We start from the raw sequence: 21775 nt of genomic DNA, 5'->3' as shown, positions 1-21775 counted from the left end.
GGCGTCAAGGAATCCGGCCTCGGACGCGAGGGCTCGCTGCACGGCATCGATGAGTTCGTCGAGATCAAGTACATGCTGATGGGAGGGCTCGGCGCTTAGCCCCTAAGCCGGCACCGCCCTACGTTTATACGCCACAGCCCCTGGATGGCTGCGGCATTTTGATATTCCGCATCAAGCTACTTTCTTCGCGGCTCCGGACGTGCTGCGAATGATGAACTCCGGCTGGATGATGGTCCGGCTAAGCGGGTTGCCCGGATTGTTGATGCGGGAGATCAGCGTCTGCGCAGCCGTTGCACCGACTGTCCATTTCGGATGCCGCAGCGTGGTTAGCCCGGCCCAGGGCATTGCGGACACGAAAATGTCGTCGACGCCGATAATGGATATGTCCTGAGGAGCCCGAAGTCCGAATTCCTCTATGGCTTCGATTGCGCCCAAGGCCATCAGATCGTTTGCGCCAACTATTGCGGTTGGGCGATCGACCATCGCCAGCATCTGACGAGCAGCAGCCGTGCCTGATGCATAGGAGTAATCGCCAGGCTTCACCAGTCGTTCATCGCAATGCCCTCCGAGCGCTTCGATAGCCTGCTGAAAGCCCTCAAACCGATCTTGTGCAGCGGGGGATCCCATCCGTCCCGTGATAAACCCAATGCGACGATGACCAAGTCGCCAAAGGTGATCACAGACCTCCTTCATGCCCTTGTGGTTGTCTACCCCTACGTAGTCGGCTTCCACGCCAGAATAATGCTGGTTGATTAGCACAAGCGGAACGCCATCGTTTATCAGCTCGATAATACCGGCGGGATTCGGAATCTGGGAAGCAAGAATCAATCCATCAACTTGCTGGCTACGCAAAAGCTCAATATACGCCTTTTGCTTATCTTCCCGGTAATCGGTGTTGCAGAGAACCAGATTGTATCCCTCGGCAGACGCCACGTCTTCTGCGCCTCGTACGATCTCCGGGAAGAATGGATTTGCAATGTCACCAACTAGGATACCGAGAGAGTACGTGCGCGAGGTCCGCATGCTGCGCGCCACGTAAGAGACCCGATATCCGACCTCGGATGCCGCTTTGAGAACTTTCTCTCGTGTCTCTTCGGAAACGAAGCGGGTGCCGGATAACGCGTTCGAAACCGTAGAAAGTGCAAGCCCGCACTGATCAGCCACGTCTTTGATAGTGGCTCGCTTCTGTCGTGCTCTGTTCATGCCCTTCGTTGCTTACCTCATGACAGCGCTGGCGCCTCTCGGCGATTTTGGTGTCAAATAGATCCTAAATAACGTTTTTCCGTATAGAGGAACTTAGGTTGCGGGGATAGCAAAAAGGCGTACCGGGTTAGCTTCTCTTATATTCACGCCTCGGCAGCCAAGCGGAACTACGAAAGCGCCTAAATTCCGAGAATTCGCCACCGGAGCGCGTTCATCGGCCCGGCTTTTTGAGGACGAACTCGGCGGCGTGATGTTGCCGAGGACCGAGTGGGGTCGGTGTCGGTTGCCGTCCTCCTTCCATGAGCTGATGGCACTGCGGGCCTCGGCGCGCAACGAGGATAGCGTGTCGTTTAAGCACTGGCCCCGGAAGCGTCGATTGAAGCTCTCAACGAAGGCATTCTGCCCGGCTTGCCGGGGGCGATGCAGTGCCACGCGACGCCGGTCTCCTGGCGCCAGCGCAGGATCGCCATCGAGGTGAACTCGGTGCCATTGTCGGAAACGACCGTAGCGCACCGTCGAGCGGTCGATCGTCAAGGCCAGGCACGCCCGACGCTGGCTCACCGCATGCACCGTGCAGGCATGAGCCACCGCCTTCGGCTTCGCATCGGGCGTCACCATTTTTTGCGGCGACATCCTTCAGTATCGCGTTGTCGAGCATCTGTTCGGCCAGCAGCTTCTTGAGGCGGGCGTTCTCATCCTCGAGAGTCTTCAGCCGGCGCGCATCCGACACGTCCATCCCGCCATACTTCGCCTTGAACTTGTAGAAGGTCGCCGTGGGGATGCCGTGCTTGCGGCAGACATCCGCCCTCGCAGCTCCAGCCTCCTGCTCCTTCAGCATCCCGATGATCTGCTCTTCCATGAATCGTGAGGAGCGTCTCCGTGAGTGACGGACTCTACTCAAATCTGGAGGAAGATCAGGGGCTCAGGTCGGTGACATTTCCGTTACATTATAGCGACACGATCAAAAGCATCGCCCGATGTAATTCATTGAAATTAAACACGCCGAGATGACGCCATCATTGCATCTTGAGACTCGCGTTCAAGATGCCGAGAGCTTGTCATCGACGCGCACCTTCCGTCACCGCGGCGCGTCCAGTTTGTCACCGAACCCAAACGCGCCGGCGCCGATCACCGGGACTGGCGAAGGCTCATCGCCCCCGGTCTTCGCCCCCAGGCCTGCCCTGCCACCCCAAACCACGGCCGGAGGACGACGCTTACAAAGCCCTCGGCCAATGCCTGTAAACTCGCCCTTAACCTTGATCGGTCACTTCGTCAGACAAGTAGTGAACTAGCGCGGGCTGCACCTGCTGCGGCGCAGGGTAGCAGATTCATGCGGCTGATCATCGGCACAATCATCGTCTTTGCCTGCGTCTTCGGCGGCTATGCGGCGATGGGCGGCAAGCTCCTCGTCCTTTGGCAGCCGTTCGAGTTTGTTATCATCCTCGGTGCAGCGATGGGTGCCTTCATCATCGGCAACAGCGCGCCGGTGCTCAAGGCCGTGCCCACCATGTTCGGCACGCTCATGAAGGGCTCAAAGTACAAGCAGGAAGACTATGTCGAACTGCTGGCGATGCAGTATTCATTGTACAGACTTGCAAAGCAAAAGGGCCTGCTCGCGGTCGAAGAGCACATTGAAAATCCGAGCGAATCGACGCTGTTCAATGCCTTTCCGACCTTTGCAGAGAACCATCATGCGGTCGAGTTCGTCTGCGACTACATGCGCATGTTGACGATGGGCGCCGACAACGTCCACGAGATAGACGCTCTCATGGACGAGGAACTGGAAACGCACCACCAGGAGCAGGAGCGTCTTGTTGCGGCCATGCAGTCGATCGCCGACGGAACACCAGCGCTCGGCATCGTCGCCGCCGTGCTCGGCGTGATCAAGACAATGGGGTCGATCAGCGAGCCGCCGGAGGTGCTGGGGCATCTGATCGGCGGCGCGCTCGTAGGCACCTTCTTCGGCGTCTTCGTCGCCTACGGCTTCTTCGGGCCCATGGCGCAATCGCTCAAGAGCATCTTCGAGGCGGAATCCAAGTACTACCTTTCGCTCAAGGCGGGCCTCCTTGCCCATATCAGCGGCCAGCCGCCGGTGATGGCGGTAGAATTTGCCCGCAAGGCTCTGATGAGCGACGTCCGCCCGACCTTCAGCGAAGTGGAAGCGGCAACCGCCGATCTGCCCGCCAACGCCTGACCCAATCTCCAGCAGGGACTCGATGGCCAAGCCCGCCCAGACGATCATCATCAAGAAGGTCAAGAAGGCCGCCCATGCGCACCATGGCGGGGCCTGGAAGATCGCCTATGCGGACTTTGTGACAGCGATGATGGCGTTCTTTCTGCTGATGTGGCTGATCAGCATGACGACGCAGGAGCAGAAGATCGGCCTGGCGGAATACTTCGCGCCGGGGGCTGTGAGTGCCAGCACCAGTGGCGCTGGTGGCATCTTGATGGGCACCGCCCTGGACAAGTCAGGCAACAAGTCGTCGGCGCCCCGCGAAACGGCGAGCGGCGTCACCGGGCAGGAAGACGGAGCGCGCCGGGCGAGCTCAGGCCGCGCCAGCGACCGTCAGGTCAGCCGCCCGGCCGCCGGCGCGCAGGCCCAGCACAGCGCCGCGGCCAGCCTCCGGCAGGCGCTCCAGAACATGCCCGAAATGGCCGAGCTGTCGCGCAACATTGTGATCGAGCCGACCAAGGAGGGCTTGAACGTTTCCCTCGTGGACGAGGAGGGCCGCTCCATGTTCCCCGAGGGCTCGGTCGAGCCCTATGACCGCACCCGTCGCGTGCTCGAGGTGCTCGCGCCGACCCTGCGCCGGCTGCCCAACCAATTGTCTGTCACGGGCCACACCGCCGTCGCGCGCCCGGGCTCGGCGCGGGCCGTCGATTCCTGGAGCCTCACCGCCGGGCGCGCCCTCGCCGTGCGCAGGATCCTGTCGGGCGCCGGAATCCCGAACGACCGCTTCGCCTCCGTGGTGGGACGCGCCGACACCGAGCCGGTCTTCCCCGACAATCCCTACATCGCGCCGAACCGACGGGTGACGATCACGCTGCTCGGCGCGGAGCCGCCGCTGCCCCCGAACGTCTTGCGCTGACGACAAGGCTCCTCGGCCTTCAGGCCCGAGGAGCCACTGCCCAGCCGCGCGCCCTGCCCAGCCGGCCGTGCGCGTTCCTCCAGCATCTTCCATCTCGATCTGCAGCTGCTTAAGCAGCCCGCAGGCGCGTGACGCTCCTGCACCGCACCGTCCAGGGCGTGGCTCAGAGCTGGCGCAGACCGATATGCTCGATCAGGGGGACGAGCTCGTCGCGCGCCGCGACGCGGTGAGCACGGGCGAGCCGATGCGCCGCCTCGGCGTCGCCGGCCCTCACCGCTTCGCCGATCAGCCGATGCGCCTGTGCCGAGCCGACCGGCCGGGCCCGCAGTCTCAGGGTCAGCATGCGGGCGCGATGGGCCTGGTCCGTCACCGTCTGGGCGATGCGGCGCAGGCGGCCATTGCCGCAGCGCTCGACCAGCAGCCGGTGGAACAGTTCGTCGGCCTCGGCCCAGCCGGCGAGATCCTCCGCCGCCAGCGCCTGCTCCATCGCCGCCGTCGCGGCCTCGAGCTCGTCGGCCACCGCCGCGCGATCCTGGTCCGGCAGCGCCGCCAGCAGCTCCGCCGCCATCGACTCGACCGCGATGACGACCTCGTAGATCTCGCGGATGTCCTGCGGGGCCAGCGGGCAGATCAGCACGCCGCGCTTCGGCAGCACCCGCACCAGCCCGTCTTCCTGCAGGCGGATGATCGCCTCGTGCACCGGGGTCCGGCTCATCCCGAGCCGCACCGCGATCTCCTGCTCCGAGCCCTGATAGCCCGGGGCGAAGACGGTATCGCGGATCGCCTGCTTCAGCGCGGCATAGGCCTCGTCGACCAGCGAGCCGCGCCTGGCCCCGCCCCCCGCAATTTCCGCCCGCGCAAGCTCGGCCATGGCCACCTCCAACACCGTCCGAGCATGGCCGATCGCTTGCATGGAAGCAAGAATGGAAGCTTGACAAGGCGACCCTGACCGGAAACGCTGAACGCATGCAAACTTCCATGGAACACCAATGGAAGGGCAGTCGAGGCGCCGGCGAACGGCGCCGGCACAGGGAGGAAAAGCAATGAAGCGAATGCTGCTCGCACTGACGCTCGGGCTCGCGGCGGCGATGCCGGCGCTGGCCCAGCCCGGCTATCCCACGCGCTCGATCACCATGGTCGTGCCCTTCGCGGCCGGCGGCACCACCGACATCGTCGCCCGGATGATGGCGGACCATATGAGCCGCACGCTCGGCCAGTCGATCGTCGTCGAGAACGTCGCCGGCGCCGGCGGCACCACCGGCGCGACCCGCGTCGCCAAGGCGACGCCGGACGGCTACACGCTGCTGATGGGCAATCTCGGCACGCAGGCTGCGAGCGTCGGGCTCTATCCCAGGCTCGCCTATGATCCGCGCACCGATTTCGAGCCGATCATGAACTCGGCCTCGACGCCGATGCTGGTGGTTGCCAAGAAGGACCTGCCGGTCAAGGATTTCCGCGAGTTCGTCGCCTATCTCAAGGAGAACGCCGCGAAGCTGAATTACGGCTCCGGCGGCGTCGGCTCGACCTCGCATCTGACCTGCCTCTTCCTCGACTCGCTGCTCGGCACCAAGCCCTCGCATGTTCCCTTCCGCGGCTCGGGACCCGCGCTCAACGCGCTGCTCGGCGGCCAGGTCGACTATGTCTGCGACCAGACGGTCGCCATCGTCCCCACCGTGCAGGCCAAGGAGGGCAAGGGCCTCGTCGTCGCGGTCAAGGACCGACTCGCCGTCATCCCCGACGTGCCGACCGCCGCCGAACAGGGCCTGCCGCAATTCCAGGCTACCGGCTGGAACGCGATGTTCGCGCCCAAGGGCACGCCGAAGGAGATCGTCGACCGGTTGAACACCGCCGCCCGCGCCGCCCTCAACGACCCGACCACGCGCAAGCGCTTCCTCGATCTCGGCGCCGAACTGCCGGACGAGGCCGGCCAGACCCCGGCCGCACTCGGCGAGCTCGTGCGCAGCGAGATCGACAAATGGGTGCCGGTCATCCGCAATGCCGGCGTGACGGCACAGTAACCACCAGGGCGGCGCCCGCATCCGGCGCCGCCTCCTCACCACAGCAGCACCAGAGCATCGGACGAAGAGCATGCGCACGCACAGGATCGCCGCCATCGGAGGGGACGGCATCGGCCCCGAGGTCATCGCCGCCGGGCTCCAGGCCCTGGAGGTCTGTGCCGAACGCGATGGCGGCTTCAGCCTCGATGTCCGCTCCTTCGACTGGGGCTCCGATTACTATCGCAAGCATGGCGTGATGATGCCGGCCGATGGCGCCGACCAGCTACGTGCCTTCGACGCGATCTATTTCGGCGCGGTCGGCGCCCCCGACATTCCCGATCATCTGACGCTCTGGGGCCTCAGGCTCGCCATCTGCCAGCCGCTCGACCAATACGCGAATGTCCGCCCGACGCGGATCCTGCCCGGCATCGTGAGCCCGCTGCGCCATGTCTCCGGCCCGGAACTCGACTGGGTGATCGTGCGCGAGAACTCGGAAGGTGAGTATTCCGGTGTCGGTGGCCGCGTGCACAAGGGCCTGCCCGAGGAAGTCGCGACCGATGTCTCGATGTTCACCCGCGCCGGCGTCACGCGCATCATCCGCTACGCCTTCGAGATCGCCCGCGCGCGGCCGCGCAAGCTCCTGACCGTCGTCACCAAGTCGAACGCCCAGCGCCACGGCATGGTCATGTGGGACGAAATCGCCGCCGAAGTCGCGCGCGAGTTTCCGGATGTGACCTGGGACAAGATGCTGGTCGACGCGATGACCATGCGCATGACGCTGAAGCCGGAGACGCTCGACACCATCGTCGCGACCAATCTCCATGCCGATATCCTCTCCGACCTCGCCGCGGCGCTGGCCGGCTCGCTCGGCATCGCGCCGACCGCGAATCTCAATCCGGAGCGCAGGACGCCCTCCATGTTCGAGCCGATCCACGGTTCCGCCTTCGACATCACCGGCAAGGGCATCGCCAACCCGGTCGCGACCTTCTGGACCGGCGCGATGATGCTCGAACATCTCGGCGAGAAGGCCGCGGCGGCCCGGCTGATGCGCGCCGTCGAGCGCGTCACCGCCGACCCGGCCCTGCACACGCCCGATCTCGGTGGCAAGGCGACGACGAGAGAGGTGACGGACGCGGTCTGCGAGGCCCTGCGCGGCGACAATATCTGAGCCCCCGCCTGGAAATTCCCACGGCCTTCATCCTGAGGAGCGCTCCGCAGGAGCCTGTCTCGCAGGATGAGGGCCTTGGATTTCCGGGCGGGTCGACCTTCCGAAATGGCGAAGGGAATATCCGCGAAAGCCGGGCGCGCTGCCGGCAGCTTTCATCTCCCGACCATGACAGCGCGGCGATAATCGTCTAAGGCGGCCCTCTCCTGCCGCCCTCGCCCGCCCGATGCTGTTCAACTCCTTCATCTTCCTGCTCGGCTTCCTGCCGCTGGCCCTCGCCCTGCACTGGCTGGTCGAGCGCTTCGCGCCGGCCTGGCGGCTGCCCTTGCTGGCCGGGCTGTCCTTCGCCTTCTACGGCTATTGGGACTGGCGCTTCGTGCCGCTGCTCGGCTTCTCGATCCTGCTCAACTGGCTGATCGCCGAAGCCTTCCAGAAGACCAAAGCCGGCGCGCTGATCACGCTCGCCATCGTCGCGAACCTCGCCGTGCTGGCGCTGTTCAAATACTTCAACTTCTTCGCTGATCTCGCTGGCATGATTCCGGGATTGCCGGCGCCGAAGCTCGATCTGGCCCTGCCGCTCGGCATCTCCTTCTTCACCTTCCACCATGTGATGTATCTGACCGATCTGCGCCGCGGCGAGGCGCCGCGCTATGATCTGGTGCGCTATGCCCTCTACATCGCCTTCTTCCCGCAGGTGCTGGCCGGGCCGCTGGTGCGCTGGCGCGAGATCATGCACCAGTTTGACGAGCGCCCCTATCTGCGCTCCGACGCGGCCGAGCGCATCGCCCGCGGCCTGATCCTGCTCACCATCGGCCTGGCCAAGAAGGTCCTGCTCGGCGACCCGCTGGCGGAATACGCCAATCCGGTCTTCGCCGCCGCGGCGCAGGGCAAGGCGATCGCTCTCGGTGAAGCCTGGCAGGCGACCCTCGCCTTCACCTTCCAGATCTATTTCGACTTCTCCGGCTACACCGACATGGCGCTCGGCCTGGCGCTGCTCTTCGGCATCGTGCTGCCGCAGAATTTCGACACGCCCTATCGCGCCGTCAGCCTGCAGGATTTCTGGCGCCGCTGGCACATGACGCTGTCGCGTTTCCTGCGCGACTATCTCTACATTCCGCTCGGCGGTTCGCGCCATGGCCTGCCGCTGCAGCTCTGGGCCCTGTTCGCCACCATGGCGCTCGGCGGGCTCTGGCACGGTGCCGGACTGAATTTCGTTGCCTGGGGCGCCGCCCATGGCGTCGCGCTGGCCGTCGGCGTGCTCTGGCGCCGCGCCGGGCTGTCGATGCCCGATCTGCTCGGCTGGGTGCTGACCTTCCTCTTCGTCGCGCTCTGCTGGGTGCTGTTCCGCGCCACCTCCTTCGACGCGGCCCTCGCCATCTACAAGGGGCTGCTCGGCTTCGGCCCGTGGGGCGGCGGCTTCAAATGGCGGGCCCTGCTGCCGGCCGCCGCAGTGGCGATCATCGGGCCGACCGCCTGGGCGCTGGCCTGGAGGTTGCCGCCGGCCCGCTGGCTCGCCGTCGCGACCGCCGTCCTCTTCGTGCTGGTGCTGTTCAAGATCGGCGACGACGCCAATTATGAGTTCATCTACTTCCAGTTCTGAGACGCGCTGGCGCGGCTTCGCCGCGACCTTCGCGCTGGCCGCGGCCGGGCTTGTGTCGGCGCTGCTGGCGTTCGCCTTCCTGGTCGATCCCTATGACAGCGGCCGCTCGCCCCTCAAGCTGAAGCCCGGCGTCAGCCCGCAGGGCCCACGCACCGCCGCCGCCAGCCGCGGCCGCGATCCGCAATTCTCGGGCGCGATCTTCGGCAACTCCCATATCCAGCTCGTCTCGCCGGAAGCGCTGAAGCAGCAGACCGGCATCGCCTTCGTCTCGCTGATCGCCCCTGCCACCGGCCCGCGCGAATCCCTCGTCCTGCTCGACTGGTTCCTGCGCCATCGCAAGGAACCGGCCAGGGCGCTGGTGATCGGCATCGATGTCCGCTGGTGCACGCCCGATGCCAGCCTGCCGGTCGAGAAACCCTTCCCCTTCTGGTTGTTCGAGCGCTCGCCCGCCGCCTATCTCGCCGGGCTGATGCGCTTCGACGTGATCGAGGAAATCCCCCGCAGGCTGCGCTACCAGACAGCCAAGGCACCGCAACGCGCCCGCCCGGACGGCTTCTGGAACTATGAGGAAGGCTACGAGGTCCAGGGCTTCCACAATGATCCGGCCCGCCGCGCCCGGCTGCTGGAGCCGATCCAGTCCGGCGGCGGCAATGCGACCGGCCCCTTCCCTGCCGCCGACGCGCTGCGCGCCCTGCTCGCCCGCCAGGCGCCCGACACGCCGGTCGTGCTGCTGCGCCCGCCGAATTTCGTCAGCGCCCTGCCGGTGCCGGGCAGTGCCGATGCAGCCGCCGATTCTGCCTGCCGCGACGCTTTCGCCGGGCTTGCGGCGAGCCGCCCGCGCACCGCCCTGATCGACTGGCGGATCGACCGGCCGGAGAATCGCGAGCCGGACAACTATTTCGACCACAGCCACTACAGGCTGGGGATAGCGCGGCTGGTCGAGGCCGACATTGCCGCCGCGATCAACCGATTTCGCTGAATTTACGGTTACTTGCAGGGTAAATCACGGCTCTGCGAAAGCCGATTGTTACGAAGGAGACCAATCGTTATAAGGGCGCCAAATCGGCGGCCCGACGGCAATGCCGGAGGGGGCGTCGAGCAGCGTGAATTGAGAAAGCCTGCCCATGTCGAAGCAGACCACCCTCGATCCCGACTACAAACCTTCCGAGACCGAGCCGTTCATGAACGAGCGGCAGCGCGAATATTTCCGCGGCAAGCTGCAGGCCTGGAAGGATGAGATCCTCAAGGAAGCCAAGGAGACCTTGGTCACCCTGCAGAGCGAGAGCGAGAACCATCCGGACATCGCCGACCGCGCCTCCTCGGAAACCGATCGCGCCATCGAGCTGCGCGCCCGCGACCGCCAGCGCAAGCTGATCTCCAAGATTGAATCCGCCATCGCCCGCATCGACGAAGGCACTTACGGCTTTTGCGAGGATACCGGCGAACCGATCTCCTTGAAGCGGCTCGAAGCCCGCCCGATCGCGACGCTCTCGCTCGAAGCCCAGGAACGCCACGAGCGCAACGAACGCGTCTTCCGCGACGATTGAGCCGCGGCAGGGTCATGACGATCTCAGAAGGCCTCGCGGGCGACTGCGGGGCCTTTTTGCTTGCCGCGCCAGGGCGTGACGGAGAGTTCGGCTTCCGACCCGTTGCGGACACTGCCTACCGATATTCGGGTGAGAGGCTCGAAGCCCGCGTGACCCTTTAGAGTAGGTTATCTAGCCAGCCTCTGCTCAAGAAACTCGCGAAGTTCGGATATCGCGCGCTCGCTGGCGGCCTCGTCAAATTTGCTCCAGTGCCCGTAGATCTGGCGGGGCTCTGCGAAACCGGGAAAGTTGAATGAGTGGTACACTCCCGGGAACACGGTGACTCTCAGTGAGACCGGGCCGCCAACTTGGCGCCGGGCCGCGGCTTCGCAGTCGGATGCGAGGGTCCAATCGTCCCTGTCACCGATGAGAATGAGTGTTGGGATGACCAGGCGCTCGGTCAGGATTTCACAAGGGGGGTAGTATGTTGCAGCCGCCTTAAACCCGAGATCATCGGGCATTTCATAGAGCGTCTTATGCGATTGCATCGCAATCCTGAGCGCGACACCGCCTCCATGCGAATAGCCCAGAATGGCTATCCGCGTTGGATCAACGAAGGGGAGCTTTGACAAGTAGGACAGCGCACCAAATGCGTCCTCGACCCGCGGGGCCATGTCGCGTCGTTCCGGAACGCACGCATCCTTCATGCCTCGCGGAGTAAAACTGTCGGGCGCCAGCACAGCGTAACCCCAGTCGCGGATTGTTTCGGCCTCGCGCCGATGGAAAGTGCTCAACCCACCGCAACCATGCAGCAGAACGATTGCCGGGTGCCTGCCGTGCCCTGCTGGCTTCGAGAGATAGCCCGTGATCACAAGCCCCGGAGAATTCTCACCACTTTCTCCGCGGTCCTTGGCACGCGCCTTCTGAAAATCGCTCAGGCGATAGGTGGCAGATGGGAACTGGACGACCTCCTCGGCATGCACGCCCGTCACGACCAGAAGCAGCATCGCTAGGGCGCCAAGCAAAGCTCGCTTTGGAGACGAATGCATATACGAACCTCCCAGCGTCCAACTTGTCCCTCCGAAAGAGGCCCAACAATGACCTGAGGATAAGCGCTCCATGCGTCTACTCCCGGCCCAGTTCGGAGATTCGAGATAGCCAACCTCGCATCGCAGGGTGGAAAAGCCCCGCGCGGGAGGGCGCGGGGCTTCTGGCCGCCAGCCGGTTGGCTTGGGGAGCGTGGCTGGCGGCCGGGAGGTTCGGCGGCCTCGGGAGAGACCGCCGGCCCGGGGCGGGGCGTGGACGTGGGGAGCGTCGCCTGGTCGCACCGGGTGTCTGCGATGATCGCGGCTTCGGCGTCCCTTTCTCGGATGGCCGGCTCGGTGGTTCGGGGGCCGTCCTCAGAAGGGCAGCAGGATGTCCATCACCTGCTGGCCGTAACGCGGCTGCTGCACATCGGTGATCTGGCCGCGGCCGCCATAGGCGATGCGGGCCTGGGCGATTTTGGCCGACTCGATGGTGTTGTCGGATTCGATGTCCTCGGGCCGGATCACGCCGGCGACGATCAACTCGCGCACCTCGAAATTGACCCGGATCTCCTGCTTGCCCTCGATCACCAGATTGCCGTTCGGCAAGGTCTGGGTGACGACCGCGGCGACATTGGTGGCGAGCTGCTCGGCCCGGCGCACCGAGCCCGAACCTTCGCTCGAGCCCTCGGAATCGAGCTTGAGAAGCTCGCCGGCGCTCGAGCCATTGGGCAGGAAGCGATCGAGCTTGTTCTCGAAGCCCATGATCCGGGCAGCGCCGAAATCCTCGCCGTTCTTGCGGCTGCGCTTGGTGGTGTTGTCGAGCTGGGCCCGGTCCGTGACCTTGACCTTGACCGTGACGAGGTCGCCGACGAGCCGCGCGCGCTGGTCCTTGAAGAAGGCGCGCGAGCCGGTCCGCCACAGCGAGTTCGGCGCGTAGGAGGCGTGCTCCATCGCCGGCATCGGCATCTGCACGGGCTTGTAGCCCTTGGTCGCCGTCGGGTCCTCGATCGGCGAGAGCGCCGGAGCCTGGCCGACATTGGCGAGCCGGTCGGCGGCACCGCAGGCGCCGAGCAGCAAGGCGAGGCCGAGAGCGGCTGGGACAGCGATCGGGTTGCTTCGGGTCATGATCTCGATCCGCACTTTGAAAACCTGGGTTCAGCGCGCCGCAGCGACATGGCCGCCGCCGGGAGGGCTGACATTGATGCGGCCGGGCCCGCTGACGGTCCCCTGCAGCACCCGCTTGGAATTGAGGTTGGTGACGGCGATGACATCGCCCATCGCGCCGGCCTCGTTGGCCCGGGCGCGCATGCTGATCAGCACGCCGCGCGCCTCGTAGACCAGCGTCACCATCTCGCCGCGGCCGACGATCTCCTCGCGCTGGACGTCGCCGCCGCGCAGCGCGACGCCGGCGAGCAGCGAGCGCCTCGCGACCTTGCCGATCGCCGCCCGCATCTCGCTGAGCTGGTCGTTCGTGCCGGGATCGCGCGGCCGCCGCTCGACCATGACGTCGCCGGCCGTGAGCGTCTCGCCGCGCGCGATCGGGCGCACCGGCACGACGACATCGATCGTCTCGACCAGGAGCCCGGAGACCCGCACCGGCTTCAACCGGGTCGCGGCGCTGCCGGGCACGGCGAGACGACCGATCACACGCCGCGAACGGGCGTCATAGGTCAGGTCGAGCGCCACCATCTCGCCAGGCAGTTCCGGCTCGACTGCAACCGAAGGGGCGCCGCCGTCGAAGACCAGGGCGAAGGCGCGCGCATCGAAGCCGAAGCGTTCGAGCAGGGCCGTCTTCACCGCCGACTCGATGTCCTGCCCGGTAATCCGGCGCGCTGCCCGCGTCACCACGACCTGGGCGAGGCCCTGGCTGTCGAGGTCGAGCGCCTCGCGCAGGATGCCGTTCTTCAGCGCCGCCTCGACGATCCGGCCGACCTGGATCGTACCGGTTTCGCCCAGCGCCGGGGCGCGGAAGGCCGGCAGGGCGCCATCCTGCGGCGACAGCCCGGCAATCAGGTCGCCGAAGCTGACGATGTCGCGGCTCAGGGTCAGATCGGGCCGCAGGCGCGGCTTGCCGGTGGCCGCCTGCGGGGCGCCAGCGCTGGCGGGAACCTGGGCTGCGACCGGCGCGGCGGGATCGGCCCGGGCCGCATCCGCTGCGAGGCCAAACGCGGCGAGAAGCAGAATGGAGCGCATCATGGCGTCTCTCCCTGGCTCTAGCGGATGATCTGGGTGGTGGACTGCATCATCTGGTCCGCCGCCGAGATCACCTTGGAGTTCATTTCATAGGCGCGCTGCGCCGCGATCAGCGAGGACAGCTCGGTGACCGCCTGGACATTGCCTTCCTCGAGATAGTTCTGCTGCAAGGTGCCGAAGCCCTCGCCGCCGCCGACGCCGTCGATCGCCGGGCCGGAGCCCGCCGTCTCGATGAACAGGTTGTCGCCGAGCGATTCCAGGCCGACCTTGTTGATGAAGCGGGCGAGCTGGATCTGGCCGAGCTGCTGCGGCGCCGTCTGGCCGGGCATCGTCGCCTCGACGGTGCCCTGCGCATTGATGCTGACGCTGGTCGCATTGTTCGGGACGGTGATGCCGGGCTCGACCTGGTAGCCGTCGCGCGTGACGAGCTGGCCCTGGGCGTCGAGATCGAAGGAGCCGTCGCGCGAATAGGCGGTACGCCCGTCCGGCAGGCGGATGCGGAAGAAGCCCTCGCCGCGGAGCGCGACGTCGAACTGCTTATCGGTCGGCGTCATGTTGCCCTGGGTCATCACCCGGCCGGTCGAGACCGTCTTGACGCCCGAGCCGATCGAGATCCCGGCGGGAACCATGGTGTTCTGCTCGGAGGTCGCCGAGCCGGCACGCCGCTGGTGCTCGTAGAGCAGGTCCTGGAAGTGCACGCGCTGGCGCTTGTAGCCGGTGGTGCGCACATTCGCGATGTTGTTGGAGATGACCTGGACGTTGAGTTCCTGGGCCATCATGCCGGTGGCGGCGGTGTGAAGGGCGCGCATGGGCTTGTCTCCGTTCCGCGTCAGGCTTGCTGGTCGGCGAGGCGCGAGATCGCCTTGCCGCGCAGCTCGTCGGTCTTGGCGAGCAGGGCCGACATGTTCTGATAGGCGCGCTGGACCTCGACCAGCCGGGTCATCTCGGCCACCGCCTTGACATTGGAGCGCTCGAAGGCGCCGGTCTCGAGCCGGGCCTGCGGGCCGGCCGCCTGGGCCGCGGCGGTCGACGAGAACAGGTTGTCGCCTTCGCTCTGCAGGGCGCGGGGATTGTCGAAGCGGACCTGGCGGATCTTGCCGCGCTGGCCCTGGTCGGAGGAGACGGTGCCGTCGGCGGCGATGCGCGGATTGCTCTCGCTTTCGCCGAAGACGATCGGGCCGCCATCGCCGAGCACCGGCTGGCCGGACTGGGTGACGAGCTGGCCGCGGGCATTGATGTCGAGCGAGCCGGCACGGGTGTAGCGCTCACCCTGCGGCGTCTGCACCACGAGGTAGTTGTCGGCCTGGAGCGCGATATCGAGCGGGTTGCCGGTACGCTCGAGGGTTCCGGTGGAGAGATCGATCGGCGAGCCGCGGTCGATCACATAGGAGAGCCGGCGGTCGGACGACGGGAAGGTGTCGGCACGGGCGCCCGGCGAGATGAACTCGGCAAAGCGCGCCGAGCGGGCCTTGAAGCCGTTCGTTCCGACATTCGCCACGTTGTTGGCGATGACGTCGAGCTCCCGCGCCAGAGCCATCTGGCGCGACAGGCCGACGAGAAGCGCGTTTTCCACGGCCCCTGCTCCCGATCTTTCCCGCGATCGCCTCGACGCTCCCCAGCGCGGCAATCGCAGCCAAGAGGTCAGCAACGCCCGTGCCAACATGGTTAATCTGGCTCAAGACACTGATATAAAACGAATAATGGAAAACTCTCGACGGACCTGACGGCGGCATGAACCGGCTCGTGCGGCAGAAACGACCCGGCAGATTTTGCCTGTCTTAACGAGGTATTAACCGTAATTCGTCAGGTTCACCTGAAGGGATCGGCGGCTGCGCGCGCCACCTTCCAAGCAGGCGGGCCGCAATGTCGAAGAAGCCGAAAAAGGGCGATGAGGAGGGCGAAGCCGGCACGAATGCCGCGCCGAAGCCCGGCAGGAAGAAGCTCGTCATGATCGTCGGCGCGGTCGCCCTGCTCGCGCTCGGAGGCGGTGGCTGGTTCTTTTTCCTGAAGAAGCCGTCCGCCGAGCAGCTCGCTGCGGCCGAGGCCGCCGCTACCGCCAAGAAGCCCGTCACCTTCGTCGAGATGAAGGACATGATGATCGGCATCTCGGCCGGCGGCCAGCAGGACCGTCAGCCGATCATCAAGATCAAGGTCGTGCTCGAGATCGCCGACGCCAAGATGTCGGAGCAGATCAAGCCGCTGCTGCCGCGGGTCGAGGATGCCTTCCAGGTCTTCATGCGCGAGCTCAGGCCCGCGGACCTCGAAGGCTCGGCCGGCATGTACCGGCTCAAGGAAGAGCTGCTGCGACGCGTCAATGTCACGGTCCACCCGGCCAAGATCGACGCAGTGCTCTTCAAGGAACTGCTGATCCAATAGCCCGATCCCGCGCAAGAATTCCGCAAGGCGACCACCGTCCATGGCCACCGACGATCTCGACCTCGAAGCCTCCGCCAAGGAAAACGCTCCGCTGACGCCGGAAGGCATGGCGGCGGAATGGGCGGCCATGCCCGACATCGCTCCCGACGAGAGCGAGGCGGAAGCTCATATCGACCGCCTGATGACTCAGGACGAGATCGACACCATGCTCGGCTTCTCCATCGGAGAAGACGGCAAGGGCGGCCGCAACGGCATCCAGGCGATCGTCGATTCCGGCTCGGTCACCTATGAACGCCTGCCGATGCTCGAGATCATCTTCGAGCGTCTGGTCCGGCTGCTCTCGACCAGCCTGCGCAACCTGTTCAGCGACAATGTCGAGGTGACGCTGGAAGGCATCCGCTCGGTCCGCTTCGGCGACTACATCAACTCGATCTCGCTGCCGGCGATGCTCGCCGTCTTCAAGGCCGAGGAATGGGATAATTTCGGCCTCGTCACCATCGAATCCGCCCTCACCTATTCGGTCCTCGACACCATGCTGGGCGGCAAGCGCGGCCAGCCCGCGGCCCGCGTCGACGGCAGGCCCTTCACCTCGATCGAGATGAACCTGCTGCGGCGAGTGATCGGCGTGGTGCTCGGCGATGCCGAAGCCGCTTTCCGCCCGCTCTCGCCGGTGACCTTCAAGGTCGACCGCATCGAGTCGAATCCGCGCTTCGTCTCGATCTCGCGGCCGGCCAACGCCGCGATCCGCGTCGAGCTGCGCTTCGACATGGAGGGGCGTGGCGGTTCGCTGCATGTGCTGCTGCCCTATGCCACCATCGAGCCGATCCGCGAATTGCTGCTCGAAAGCTTCATGGGTGAGAAGCTCGGGCGCGACGCGATCTGGGAGAACCATCTCGCCACCGAAGTCTGGCAGGCGGATGTCGCGGTCAAATGCGTGCTGCACGAATGCACGATGCCGCTGAAGCGGGTGATGAAGCTCGAGATCGGCGACACGCTGATGTTCGACGCCCGCCCCGAAGCGGTCGCCTCGCTGCGCTGCGGCGAGTTCATCGTCAGCGAGGGCCGGATCGGCCGCGTCGACGACAAGATCGCCGTCCAGGTCGTCAGCCCCTTGCGGCGCTCCAAGACCACGATGGCAGCCTTCGACACCAGCCATCTCACCCCGACAGCCTGAGCCGGGAGCCAGCCGACATGACCCTCACCCTGATCGCCGATGCGCTGGTCGCCTGCCTGCTCGTCGCCACCATCATCACCTGCTATGTCCTCGCCAAGCGAATCGAACGCCTGAAGGCCGATGAAAGCTCGATGCGACAGACCATCGGCGCGCTGATCGCCGCCACCGACACCGCCGAGCGCGCCATTGCCGGGCTGAAGCTGACTCTCGGCGACTGCGACCGCACTCTGGCCGAGCGCCTGCGCACGGCCGAGCGCTATGCCGCCGACCTCGCCGCCCAGATCGAAGCCGGGCAAACCGTGATGGACCGCATCGGCCAGATCGTCGGCGCCGCCACCCTGGTCGCGCCCAAGGCCGAGCCGCAGCCCGCCGAGACGCCGACCGTCTCGCGCATGGCGAGCGCCGCCGATGCCGCTGCCGCGATCCGCGCCCGCGCCGCGCGCCGCCTCGAGGGCCAGGCTGCGTGATCCAGTCGCCCCGCCTGATTCCAGCGGTCATCCTCGGCGCCATGGGCCTCCTGGCGCTGAAGCTGCTCGCCTGGACGGCGGAGCCCTCGCCCGGCCCGACATCCACGAGCCAGCAGGCCGTGGCGGACAAGCCCGCGGCCGAGAAGGAAGTCTGGGGCCTGGCCAAGATCATCGCCCGCGCCCATGCGCCCGACACTTTCCTCGACCCCATGGTCACCGGCACCATCGACCCGCCCGAGCCCAAGCTGTCGCCCGAGGAGCAGGCGAGGCGCGACGCCGCCGCCACTGCCAACCCCAGCAACAAGGCCGGGCTGATGAACGGGACGGCACAGCCCGTCTCGGCCTCGGAGCGGGCCCTGCTTGAACGCCTCAGCAAGCGCCGCGAGGAGATCGAGGCGCGCATGCGCGAGCTCGACATGCGCGAGAAGCTGCTCGACAACGCCGAGAAGAAGCTGGGCGGCCGGGTCGAGGACCTGAAGACGCTCGAGGAGAAGGTCGAGGGGCCGAAGAAGAAGGACGGCGAGGAGAGCCAGGCGATCAAGAACCTGGTGATCATGTACGAGACGATGAAGCCCAAGGACGCCGCCCGTGTCTTCGACCGGCTGTCGCTCGACGTGATGGTCCCGGTCGTCCAGCAGATGAACCCGCGCAAGATGTCCGACGTGCTCGCCGCGATGTCGCCGGAAGCGGCGGAGCGCCTGACCGTCGCGCTCTCCCTGCGCGGCCGCGCCACCGGCGCCGAGCGGACCGCTGCGGCGGCGCCTGCGGGACCAGCCGGGAACGAATTGCCGGCGATCGAGCCCGCCCGGCGCCGCTGAGCGCCCGCGTCCCGGGCGGCCGCGCCGCCTATTGCTGAACGGTGATGCCGTTTTCCTTGATGATCGTCGCATAGGTCGTGACATAGCGGTCGATCACGGCCTCGAACTCGGCACCGGGCCGCGCCAGCACGGTGAAGCTCAGGGCTTGCAGCCGTTCCTTGACCTCCGGCCGCGCCAGCGCGGCGAGCCAGGCGCGCTCCAGCGCCTCGCGCGCCGGCGCCGGAGTGTCGCGGCGCACCATGACGCCGAACCAGCTATCCGAGAGAAGGTCCGGCAGGCCGAGTTCCGCGAAGGTCGGGACATGCGGCAGCTCGGGCACGCGCTTGTCGGCGGTGACGGCGAGCGCCGTGAGCTTGCCCTCCGCGATCGGCTGGACGACGTCCGGCAGGTTGCTGAGAGCGAAGTCGATCCGGCCGGCATAGAGGTCGACGAAAAGCTGCGCCGTGCCGTTATAGGGGACGTGGACGGCCTTGCCCCCGGCGAGGCGCAGGAAATGCTCGGCGCCGAGATGGGGCGAGGTGCCGATTCCGGGCGAGCCATAGCTCGCTCCGGCACCGGCATCGCGCAGGCGCACCAGGAAGCCCTGCCAGTCGACCTTCAGCGAGGGAGCGACCGTCAGCACATGCGGCACCACCGTCGCCTGGACCAGCGGGGCGAAGGCACGCTGCCAGTCCGCCGTGCGTGTCCGCAGCGTGATGTTCGCCGCGAAGCTGTTGGCGATCATCAGCATGGTGTGGCCGTCGGCCGGGGATTTCAGCGTCTCCGCGCCGGCGATGACGGTCGCTGCGCCGGCGATGTTCTCGACCACCACGCTCTGACCCAACGCGTTCTTGAGGCTCTCCTGGACCAGACGAGCGACCGGGTCCATCGCCGTGCCGGCGGTGAACGGCAGGATGAGCCGCACCGGCCGGGTCGGTTTCCAGGCGCTTTGCGCCCTGGCGAGACTCGGCAGGGCCAGCCCTGCGAGAAGAAGCGCACGTCGATCAAGCAGCATCGATTTCCTCCGGGCAGAAACTCACAAAAAAGCGCCTCGCGGCCTCGCCGAGGCCGGTCTGGCCATGTCGATCCCGCGGCGGCGCCGACGCCACCCAATTGCGAGGATGCATCCGGGTCTCATGCGTTCCCGTTCCGGCAACGCATGAGACCCGGACAGGCCTTCAGAGCTGCGTATCGATCACGATCTCTCGCGACAGGCCGCGCACATCCATCTCGTAATCGAGCACCGCCACCGGCGGCCGCGAGAAATGCCAGACCAGATCGGCGCCGCTCCCCGTGACCGGGGCCAGCACGTCCGCCAGCAGCGGATGGATGTCCTGCGCCGTGTAGACGTTGACCGTCATGGCGTCCCGCCATGTCCGGCCAAGTCCGGCGAGGCGCCGCTCCATCTCGCCCATCACCCATTCCGCCTTGGCCCTGACGCCCTCGGGCGAGACATCGCCGAGCCGGATCGTGCCCTCGGCATAGCTGGCGGCGCCCTCCGGGGCCTCGCCGCTGCCGGCCACGATGAAGCTCGGGCGCGCCGCAGCGTCGGGAACGGTATAGCTGAAGGCATGCAGCGAGACCGTCTCGGGCTTGCCGAGCTCCGGACAGATATTGGTCCGCGCGACCGGATTGACCTTGCCCTGAAGCAGGCCCCACTGCTCGAGCCGCGAGGCATAGACCTTGTTCAGCGCCGCAAAGCCAGCCTCGGAGAACGGCTCGGGCGAGCGCAGCTCGCAGGAGCAGAACGCCGTCAGCGGCCTGCCAATCCGCTTCAGATGGGCTTCGATCGCCGCCAGGCCCTGCTCCAGCGGAAGCGGCGCGCACAGGCGCGCCCGCTCGATCCGGAAGCCCGGCTCGGCCACGACGCCGCCGGAATACTGGAACACCGCCGGAATGAACCGGTAGCTGCCGTCTTGACTGGATTGGGTCGAATACATCGGATCGGCTCCTCGTCACACTCTGGCATTTTTTTAAGGGACCGGCCGAGCGCTCAGCCAGATCGGAATCGCAGAACGAGCGTTGCCGACCCGGCAACGCTGCTCTAGCCTTCGGAGCGGCTGGCGGTCGGGCCGCAAGGCTCCCCCCAATGTCCCTCACCCGATACAGATACTTCGCCGCCGTCGCGGATCATGGCTCGGTCCGTGAAGCGGCTGACGCGCTGCGTGTCGCCCCATCGGCGGTCAGCCGCCAGATCGCCGGCCTCGAGGAGGAATACAGCGCAGCCCTTTTCGAACGCCGGGCGCGCGGCATGCGCCTGACCACCGCCGGCGCCGCGGTGCTGGAAACGGCGCGCACCGTCCTGAACTGCGTCCAGCGGGCCCGTTCGACCATCGAGGAGCTGCAGGGCATCAAGTGCGGCCATGTCCGGGCCTGGACCGTCGAGGGCGCGATCGACGATTTCTTCTATCCCGCTTTGGCGCGTTTTTCCGAAGCGCATCCTTCGGTCGGCTTCGAGGTGATGATCGCGAGCTCCGACCAGCTCGTGCAGCGCCTCCTGCATGACGAGGCCGACCTGGTGGTGGCGTTCAACCCGACGCTGCATCGCAGTGTCGCCTCGCTGGCGGAGATCGCCGACCCGCTGGTCGTGGCCGTCCGCCCCGGCGATGCCTTCGCAACGCGCTGCTCGGCGACCATCGCCGAGATCGGCGCGCTGCGTCTGGCCCTGCCCGACCGGACCTTCGGCATCAGGCGCCTCGTCGACGACGTCGCCACGGCGACCGGCATCGAGCTGAAGCCGGCGCTGGTCACGAACTCGATCGAGTCGTTGCGTTGCTTCGCCCGAGCCGGCATGGGCGCCAGCGTCGTGACCAGCTTCTCGATCCAGCGCGACGTCGCCGAGGGGCGCCTGATCGGCATCCCGATCCAGGGGCGCAATCTACAGCGGGCCTGCGTCAAGATCTGCGTGCGGAAAGGCCGGAACCTGCCACCTGCGGTACGGGCGCTGGCAAGGCATCTGGCCCGCAGCGCGCGCGCCTACACCTCGCGGAAATACGAGAGCACGCCCTGACGACGACCGGCGGCCGGGGCGCCGGCGGCGGTCGCAGCCCCGTGCCCTGCAAGAGGCCGTGGCGTAACGGCCGATGAGCCGAGCTGAGCCGCTTGATTTGCGCTTCTCGGATTTTTCCGACAAACTGCCCAGACCTCGCCGACCCATGAG

Annotated in this window: 21 protein-coding genes and 1 pseudogene; 12 read left to right on the top strand and 10 right to left on the bottom strand. The window is 66.4% G+C overall.

The features are described 5' to 3' along the window. Positions 1-171: 171 nt before the first annotated feature. Entirely contained in the window at positions 172-1203 is a 1032-nt protein-coding gene (locus tag ACWGRX_RS13560) for a LacI family DNA-binding transcriptional regulator (protein WP_291636335.1), read from the bottom strand. A 93-nt stretch (positions 1204-1296) separates the two neighbouring features. Next, a pseudogene (locus ACWGRX_RS13555) lies at positions 1297-2062 on the bottom strand (integrase core domain-containing protein). 471 nt (positions 2063-2533) lie between these two features. Here ACWGRX_RS13555 and motA point away from each other — a divergent pair. Then, complete coding sequence (gene motA, locus ACWGRX_RS13550; RefSeq protein WP_452117942.1) at positions 2534-3397, top strand: flagellar motor stator protein MotA; 864 nt, start codon at positions 2534-2536, stop codon at positions 3395-3397. 22 nt (positions 3398-3419) lie between these two features. Then, entirely contained in the window at positions 3420-4292 is an 873-nt protein-coding gene (locus ACWGRX_RS13545; protein WP_452117941.1) for a flagellar motor protein MotB, read from the top strand. Between the two features lie 163 nt (positions 4293-4455). Here ACWGRX_RS13545 and ACWGRX_RS13540 read toward each other — a convergent pair whose 3' ends face one another. Continuing rightward, positions 4456-5163, bottom strand: a complete 708-nt coding sequence (locus ACWGRX_RS13540; protein ID WP_452117940.1) for a GntR family transcriptional regulator — start codon at positions 5161-5163, stop codon at positions 4456-4458. 172 nt (positions 5164-5335) lie between these two features. Between ACWGRX_RS13540 and ACWGRX_RS13535 the strand changes: the two genes are divergently transcribed. From ACWGRX_RS13535 to dksA, 5 genes are all read left to right on the top strand, one after another. Beyond that, positions 5336-6310: a tripartite tricarboxylate transporter substrate-binding protein gene (locus ACWGRX_RS13535; RefSeq protein WP_452117939.1), complete on the top strand. Its 975-nt coding sequence runs from the start codon at positions 5336-5338 to the stop codon at positions 6308-6310. A gap of 70 nt (positions 6311-6380) precedes the next feature. Further along, positions 6381-7457 (top strand): tartrate dehydrogenase, encoded by a 1077-nt coding sequence (locus ACWGRX_RS13530; protein ID WP_452117938.1) that lies wholly within the window; start codon positions 6381-6383, stop codon positions 7455-7457. Positions 7458-7680: 223 nt separating this feature from the next. Next, positions 7681-9054, top strand: a complete 1374-nt coding sequence (locus ACWGRX_RS13525; RefSeq protein ID WP_452117937.1) for an MBOAT family O-acyltransferase — start codon at positions 7681-7683, stop codon at positions 9052-9054. Further along, entirely contained in the window at positions 9029-10033 is a 1005-nt protein-coding gene (locus ACWGRX_RS13520; protein WP_452117936.1) for a hypothetical protein, read from the top strand. The genes ACWGRX_RS13525 and ACWGRX_RS13520 overlap by 26 nt, the downstream gene beginning before the upstream one ends. 145 nt (positions 10034-10178) lie before the next feature. Further along, entirely contained in the window at positions 10179-10601 is a 423-nt protein-coding gene (dksA, locus tag ACWGRX_RS13515) for an RNA polymerase-binding protein DksA (protein ID WP_291641819.1), read from the top strand. A gap of 167 nt (positions 10602-10768) precedes the next feature. Here the strand turns inward: dksA and ACWGRX_RS13510 are convergent, their stop codons facing one another. The 5 genes from ACWGRX_RS13510 to flgF all read right to left on the bottom strand — a co-directional run bounded on the left by ACWGRX_RS13510 (position 10769) and on the right by flgF (position 15374). Continuing rightward, entirely contained in the window at positions 10769-11587 is an 819-nt protein-coding gene (locus ACWGRX_RS13510; protein ID WP_452117935.1) for a dienelactone hydrolase family protein, read from the bottom strand. A gap of 393 nt (positions 11588-11980) precedes the next feature. Next, positions 11981-12733 (bottom strand): flagellar basal body L-ring protein FlgH, encoded by a 753-nt coding sequence (gene flgH, locus ACWGRX_RS13505; protein ID WP_452117934.1) that lies wholly within the window; start codon positions 12731-12733, stop codon positions 11981-11983. Positions 12734-12763: 30 nt separating this feature from the next. Further along, a complete protein-coding gene (gene flgA, locus ACWGRX_RS13500; protein ID WP_452117933.1) occupies positions 12764-13804 on the bottom strand; it encodes a flagellar basal body P-ring formation chaperone FlgA in 1041 nt (346 codons plus the stop codon). A 17-nt stretch (positions 13805-13821) separates the two neighbouring features. Next, entirely contained in the window at positions 13822-14610 is a 789-nt protein-coding gene (gene flgG / locus ACWGRX_RS13495; protein ID WP_291646728.1) for a flagellar basal-body rod protein FlgG, read from the bottom strand. 20 nt (positions 14611-14630) lie between these two features. Next, complete coding sequence (flgF, locus tag ACWGRX_RS13490; RefSeq protein ID WP_452117932.1) at positions 14631-15374, bottom strand: flagellar basal-body rod protein FlgF; 744 nt, start codon at positions 15372-15374, stop codon at positions 14631-14633. A gap of 290 nt (positions 15375-15664) precedes the next feature. Between flgF and fliL the strand changes: the two genes are divergently transcribed. From fliL to ACWGRX_RS13470, 4 genes are read left to right on the top strand one after another with little or no spacing between them, the layout of a single operon-like run. Beyond that, positions 15665-16177, top strand: a complete 513-nt coding sequence (gene fliL, locus ACWGRX_RS13485; RefSeq protein WP_452117931.1) for a flagellar basal body-associated protein FliL — start codon at positions 15665-15667, stop codon at positions 16175-16177. 40 nt (positions 16178-16217) lie between these two features. Next, the gene (fliM, locus tag ACWGRX_RS13480) at positions 16218-17351 is read left to right on the top strand and encodes a flagellar motor switch protein FliM (protein ID WP_452117930.1); all 1134 of its coding nucleotides are present in this window, start codon (positions 16218-16220) and stop codon (positions 17349-17351) included. A 17-nt stretch (positions 17352-17368) separates the two neighbouring features. Continuing rightward, entirely contained in the window at positions 17369-17818 is a 450-nt protein-coding gene (locus tag ACWGRX_RS13475; RefSeq protein WP_291646733.1) for a DUF6468 domain-containing protein, read from the top strand. Then, positions 17815-18636, top strand: coding sequence for a MotE family protein (locus tag ACWGRX_RS13470; protein ID WP_452117929.1), 822 nt, complete (start codon positions 17815-17817; stop codon positions 18634-18636). The genes ACWGRX_RS13475 and ACWGRX_RS13470 overlap by 4 nt, the downstream gene beginning before the upstream one ends. A 28-nt stretch (positions 18637-18664) precedes the next feature. On the opposite strand, the gene ACWGRX_RS13465 is transcribed toward ACWGRX_RS13470, so the two are convergent. After that, a complete protein-coding gene (locus ACWGRX_RS13465) occupies positions 18665-19630 on the bottom strand; it encodes a Bug family tripartite tricarboxylate transporter substrate binding protein (RefSeq protein ID WP_452117928.1) in 966 nt (321 codons plus the stop codon). Between the two features lie 163 nt (positions 19631-19793). After that, positions 19794-20555 (bottom strand): 2-amino-5-chloromuconate deaminase CnbZ, encoded by a 762-nt coding sequence (cnbZ, locus tag ACWGRX_RS13460; protein ID WP_452117927.1) that lies wholly within the window; start codon positions 20553-20555, stop codon positions 19794-19796. A gap of 149 nt (positions 20556-20704) precedes the next feature. Between cnbZ and ACWGRX_RS13455 the strand changes: the two genes are divergently transcribed. Then, positions 20705-21625 carry a LysR family transcriptional regulator gene (locus ACWGRX_RS13455; protein ID WP_452117926.1) on the top strand — a complete coding sequence of 307 codons (921 nt, stop codon included), beginning with the start codon at positions 20705-20707 and terminating at the stop codon, positions 21623-21625. The last annotated feature ends 150 nt before the right edge of the window (positions 21626-21775 follow it).

The organism is Allobosea sp. NPDC055594 (assembly GCF_053618995.1).
This window is presented reverse-complemented; position numbering and strand designations above follow the sequence as displayed.

Bases quoted from the DNA above. Each gene is read 5' to 3' on its own strand.
- ACWGRX_RS13545 (WP_452117941.1), top strand. From the start codon at position 3,420: ATGGCCAAGCCCGCCCAGACGATCATCATCAAGAAGGTCAAGAAGGCC.
- motA (WP_452117942.1), top strand. From the start codon at position 2,534: ATGCGGCTGATCATCGGCACAATCATCGTCTTTGCCTGCGTCTTCGGC.
- ACWGRX_RS13530 (WP_452117938.1), top strand. From the start codon at position 6,381: ATGCGCACGCACAGGATCGCCGCCATCGGAGGGGACGGCATCGGCCCC.
- ACWGRX_RS13520 (WP_452117936.1), top strand. From the start codon at position 9,029: ATGAGTTCATCTACTTCCAGTTCTGAGACGCGCTGGCGCGGCTTCGCC.
- fliL (WP_452117931.1), top strand. From the start codon at position 15,665: ATGTCGAAGAAGCCGAAAAAGGGCGATGAGGAGGGCGAAGCCGGCACG.
- ACWGRX_RS13455 (WP_452117926.1), top strand. From the start codon at position 20,705: ATGTCCCTCACCCGATACAGATACTTCGCCGCCGTCGCGGATCATGGC.
- flgG (WP_291646728.1), bottom strand. From the start codon at position 14,610: ATGCGCGCCCTTCACACCGCCGCCACCGGCATGATGGCCCAGGAACTC.
- cnbZ (WP_452117927.1), bottom strand. From the start codon at position 20,555: ATGTATTCGACCCAATCCAGTCAAGACGGCAGCTACCGGTTCATTCCG.
- ACWGRX_RS13525 (WP_452117937.1), top strand. From the start codon at position 7,681: ATGCTGTTCAACTCCTTCATCTTCCTGCTCGGCTTCCTGCCGCTGGCC.
- dksA (WP_291641819.1), top strand. From the start codon at position 10,179: ATGTCGAAGCAGACCACCCTCGATCCCGACTACAAACCTTCCGAGACC.
- ACWGRX_RS13540 (WP_452117940.1), bottom strand. From the start codon at position 5,163: ATGGCCGAGCTTGCGCGGGCGGAAATTGCGGGGGGCGGGGCCAGGCGC.
- ACWGRX_RS13465 (WP_452117928.1), bottom strand. From the start codon at position 19,630: ATGCTGCTTGATCGACGTGCGCTTCTTCTCGCAGGGCTGGCCCTGCCG.
- ACWGRX_RS13510 (WP_452117935.1), bottom strand. From the start codon at position 11,587: ATGCTGCTTCTGGTCGTGACGGGCGTGCATGCCGAGGAGGTCGTCCAG.
- ACWGRX_RS13535 (WP_452117939.1), top strand. From the start codon at position 5,336: ATGAAGCGAATGCTGCTCGCACTGACGCTCGGGCTCGCGGCGGCGATG.
- ACWGRX_RS13560 (WP_291636335.1), bottom strand. From the start codon at position 1,203: ATGAACAGAGCACGACAGAAGCGAGCCACTATCAAAGACGTGGCTGAT.
- fliM (WP_452117930.1), top strand. From the start codon at position 16,218: ATGGCCACCGACGATCTCGACCTCGAAGCCTCCGCCAAGGAAAACGCT.
- ACWGRX_RS13475 (WP_291646733.1), top strand. From the start codon at position 17,369: ATGACCCTCACCCTGATCGCCGATGCGCTGGTCGCCTGCCTGCTCGTC.
- flgA (WP_452117933.1), bottom strand. From the start codon at position 13,804: ATGATGCGCTCCATTCTGCTTCTCGCCGCGTTTGGCCTCGCAGCGGAT.
- flgH (WP_452117934.1), bottom strand. From the start codon at position 12,733: ATGACCCGAAGCAACCCGATCGCTGTCCCAGCCGCTCTCGGCCTCGCC.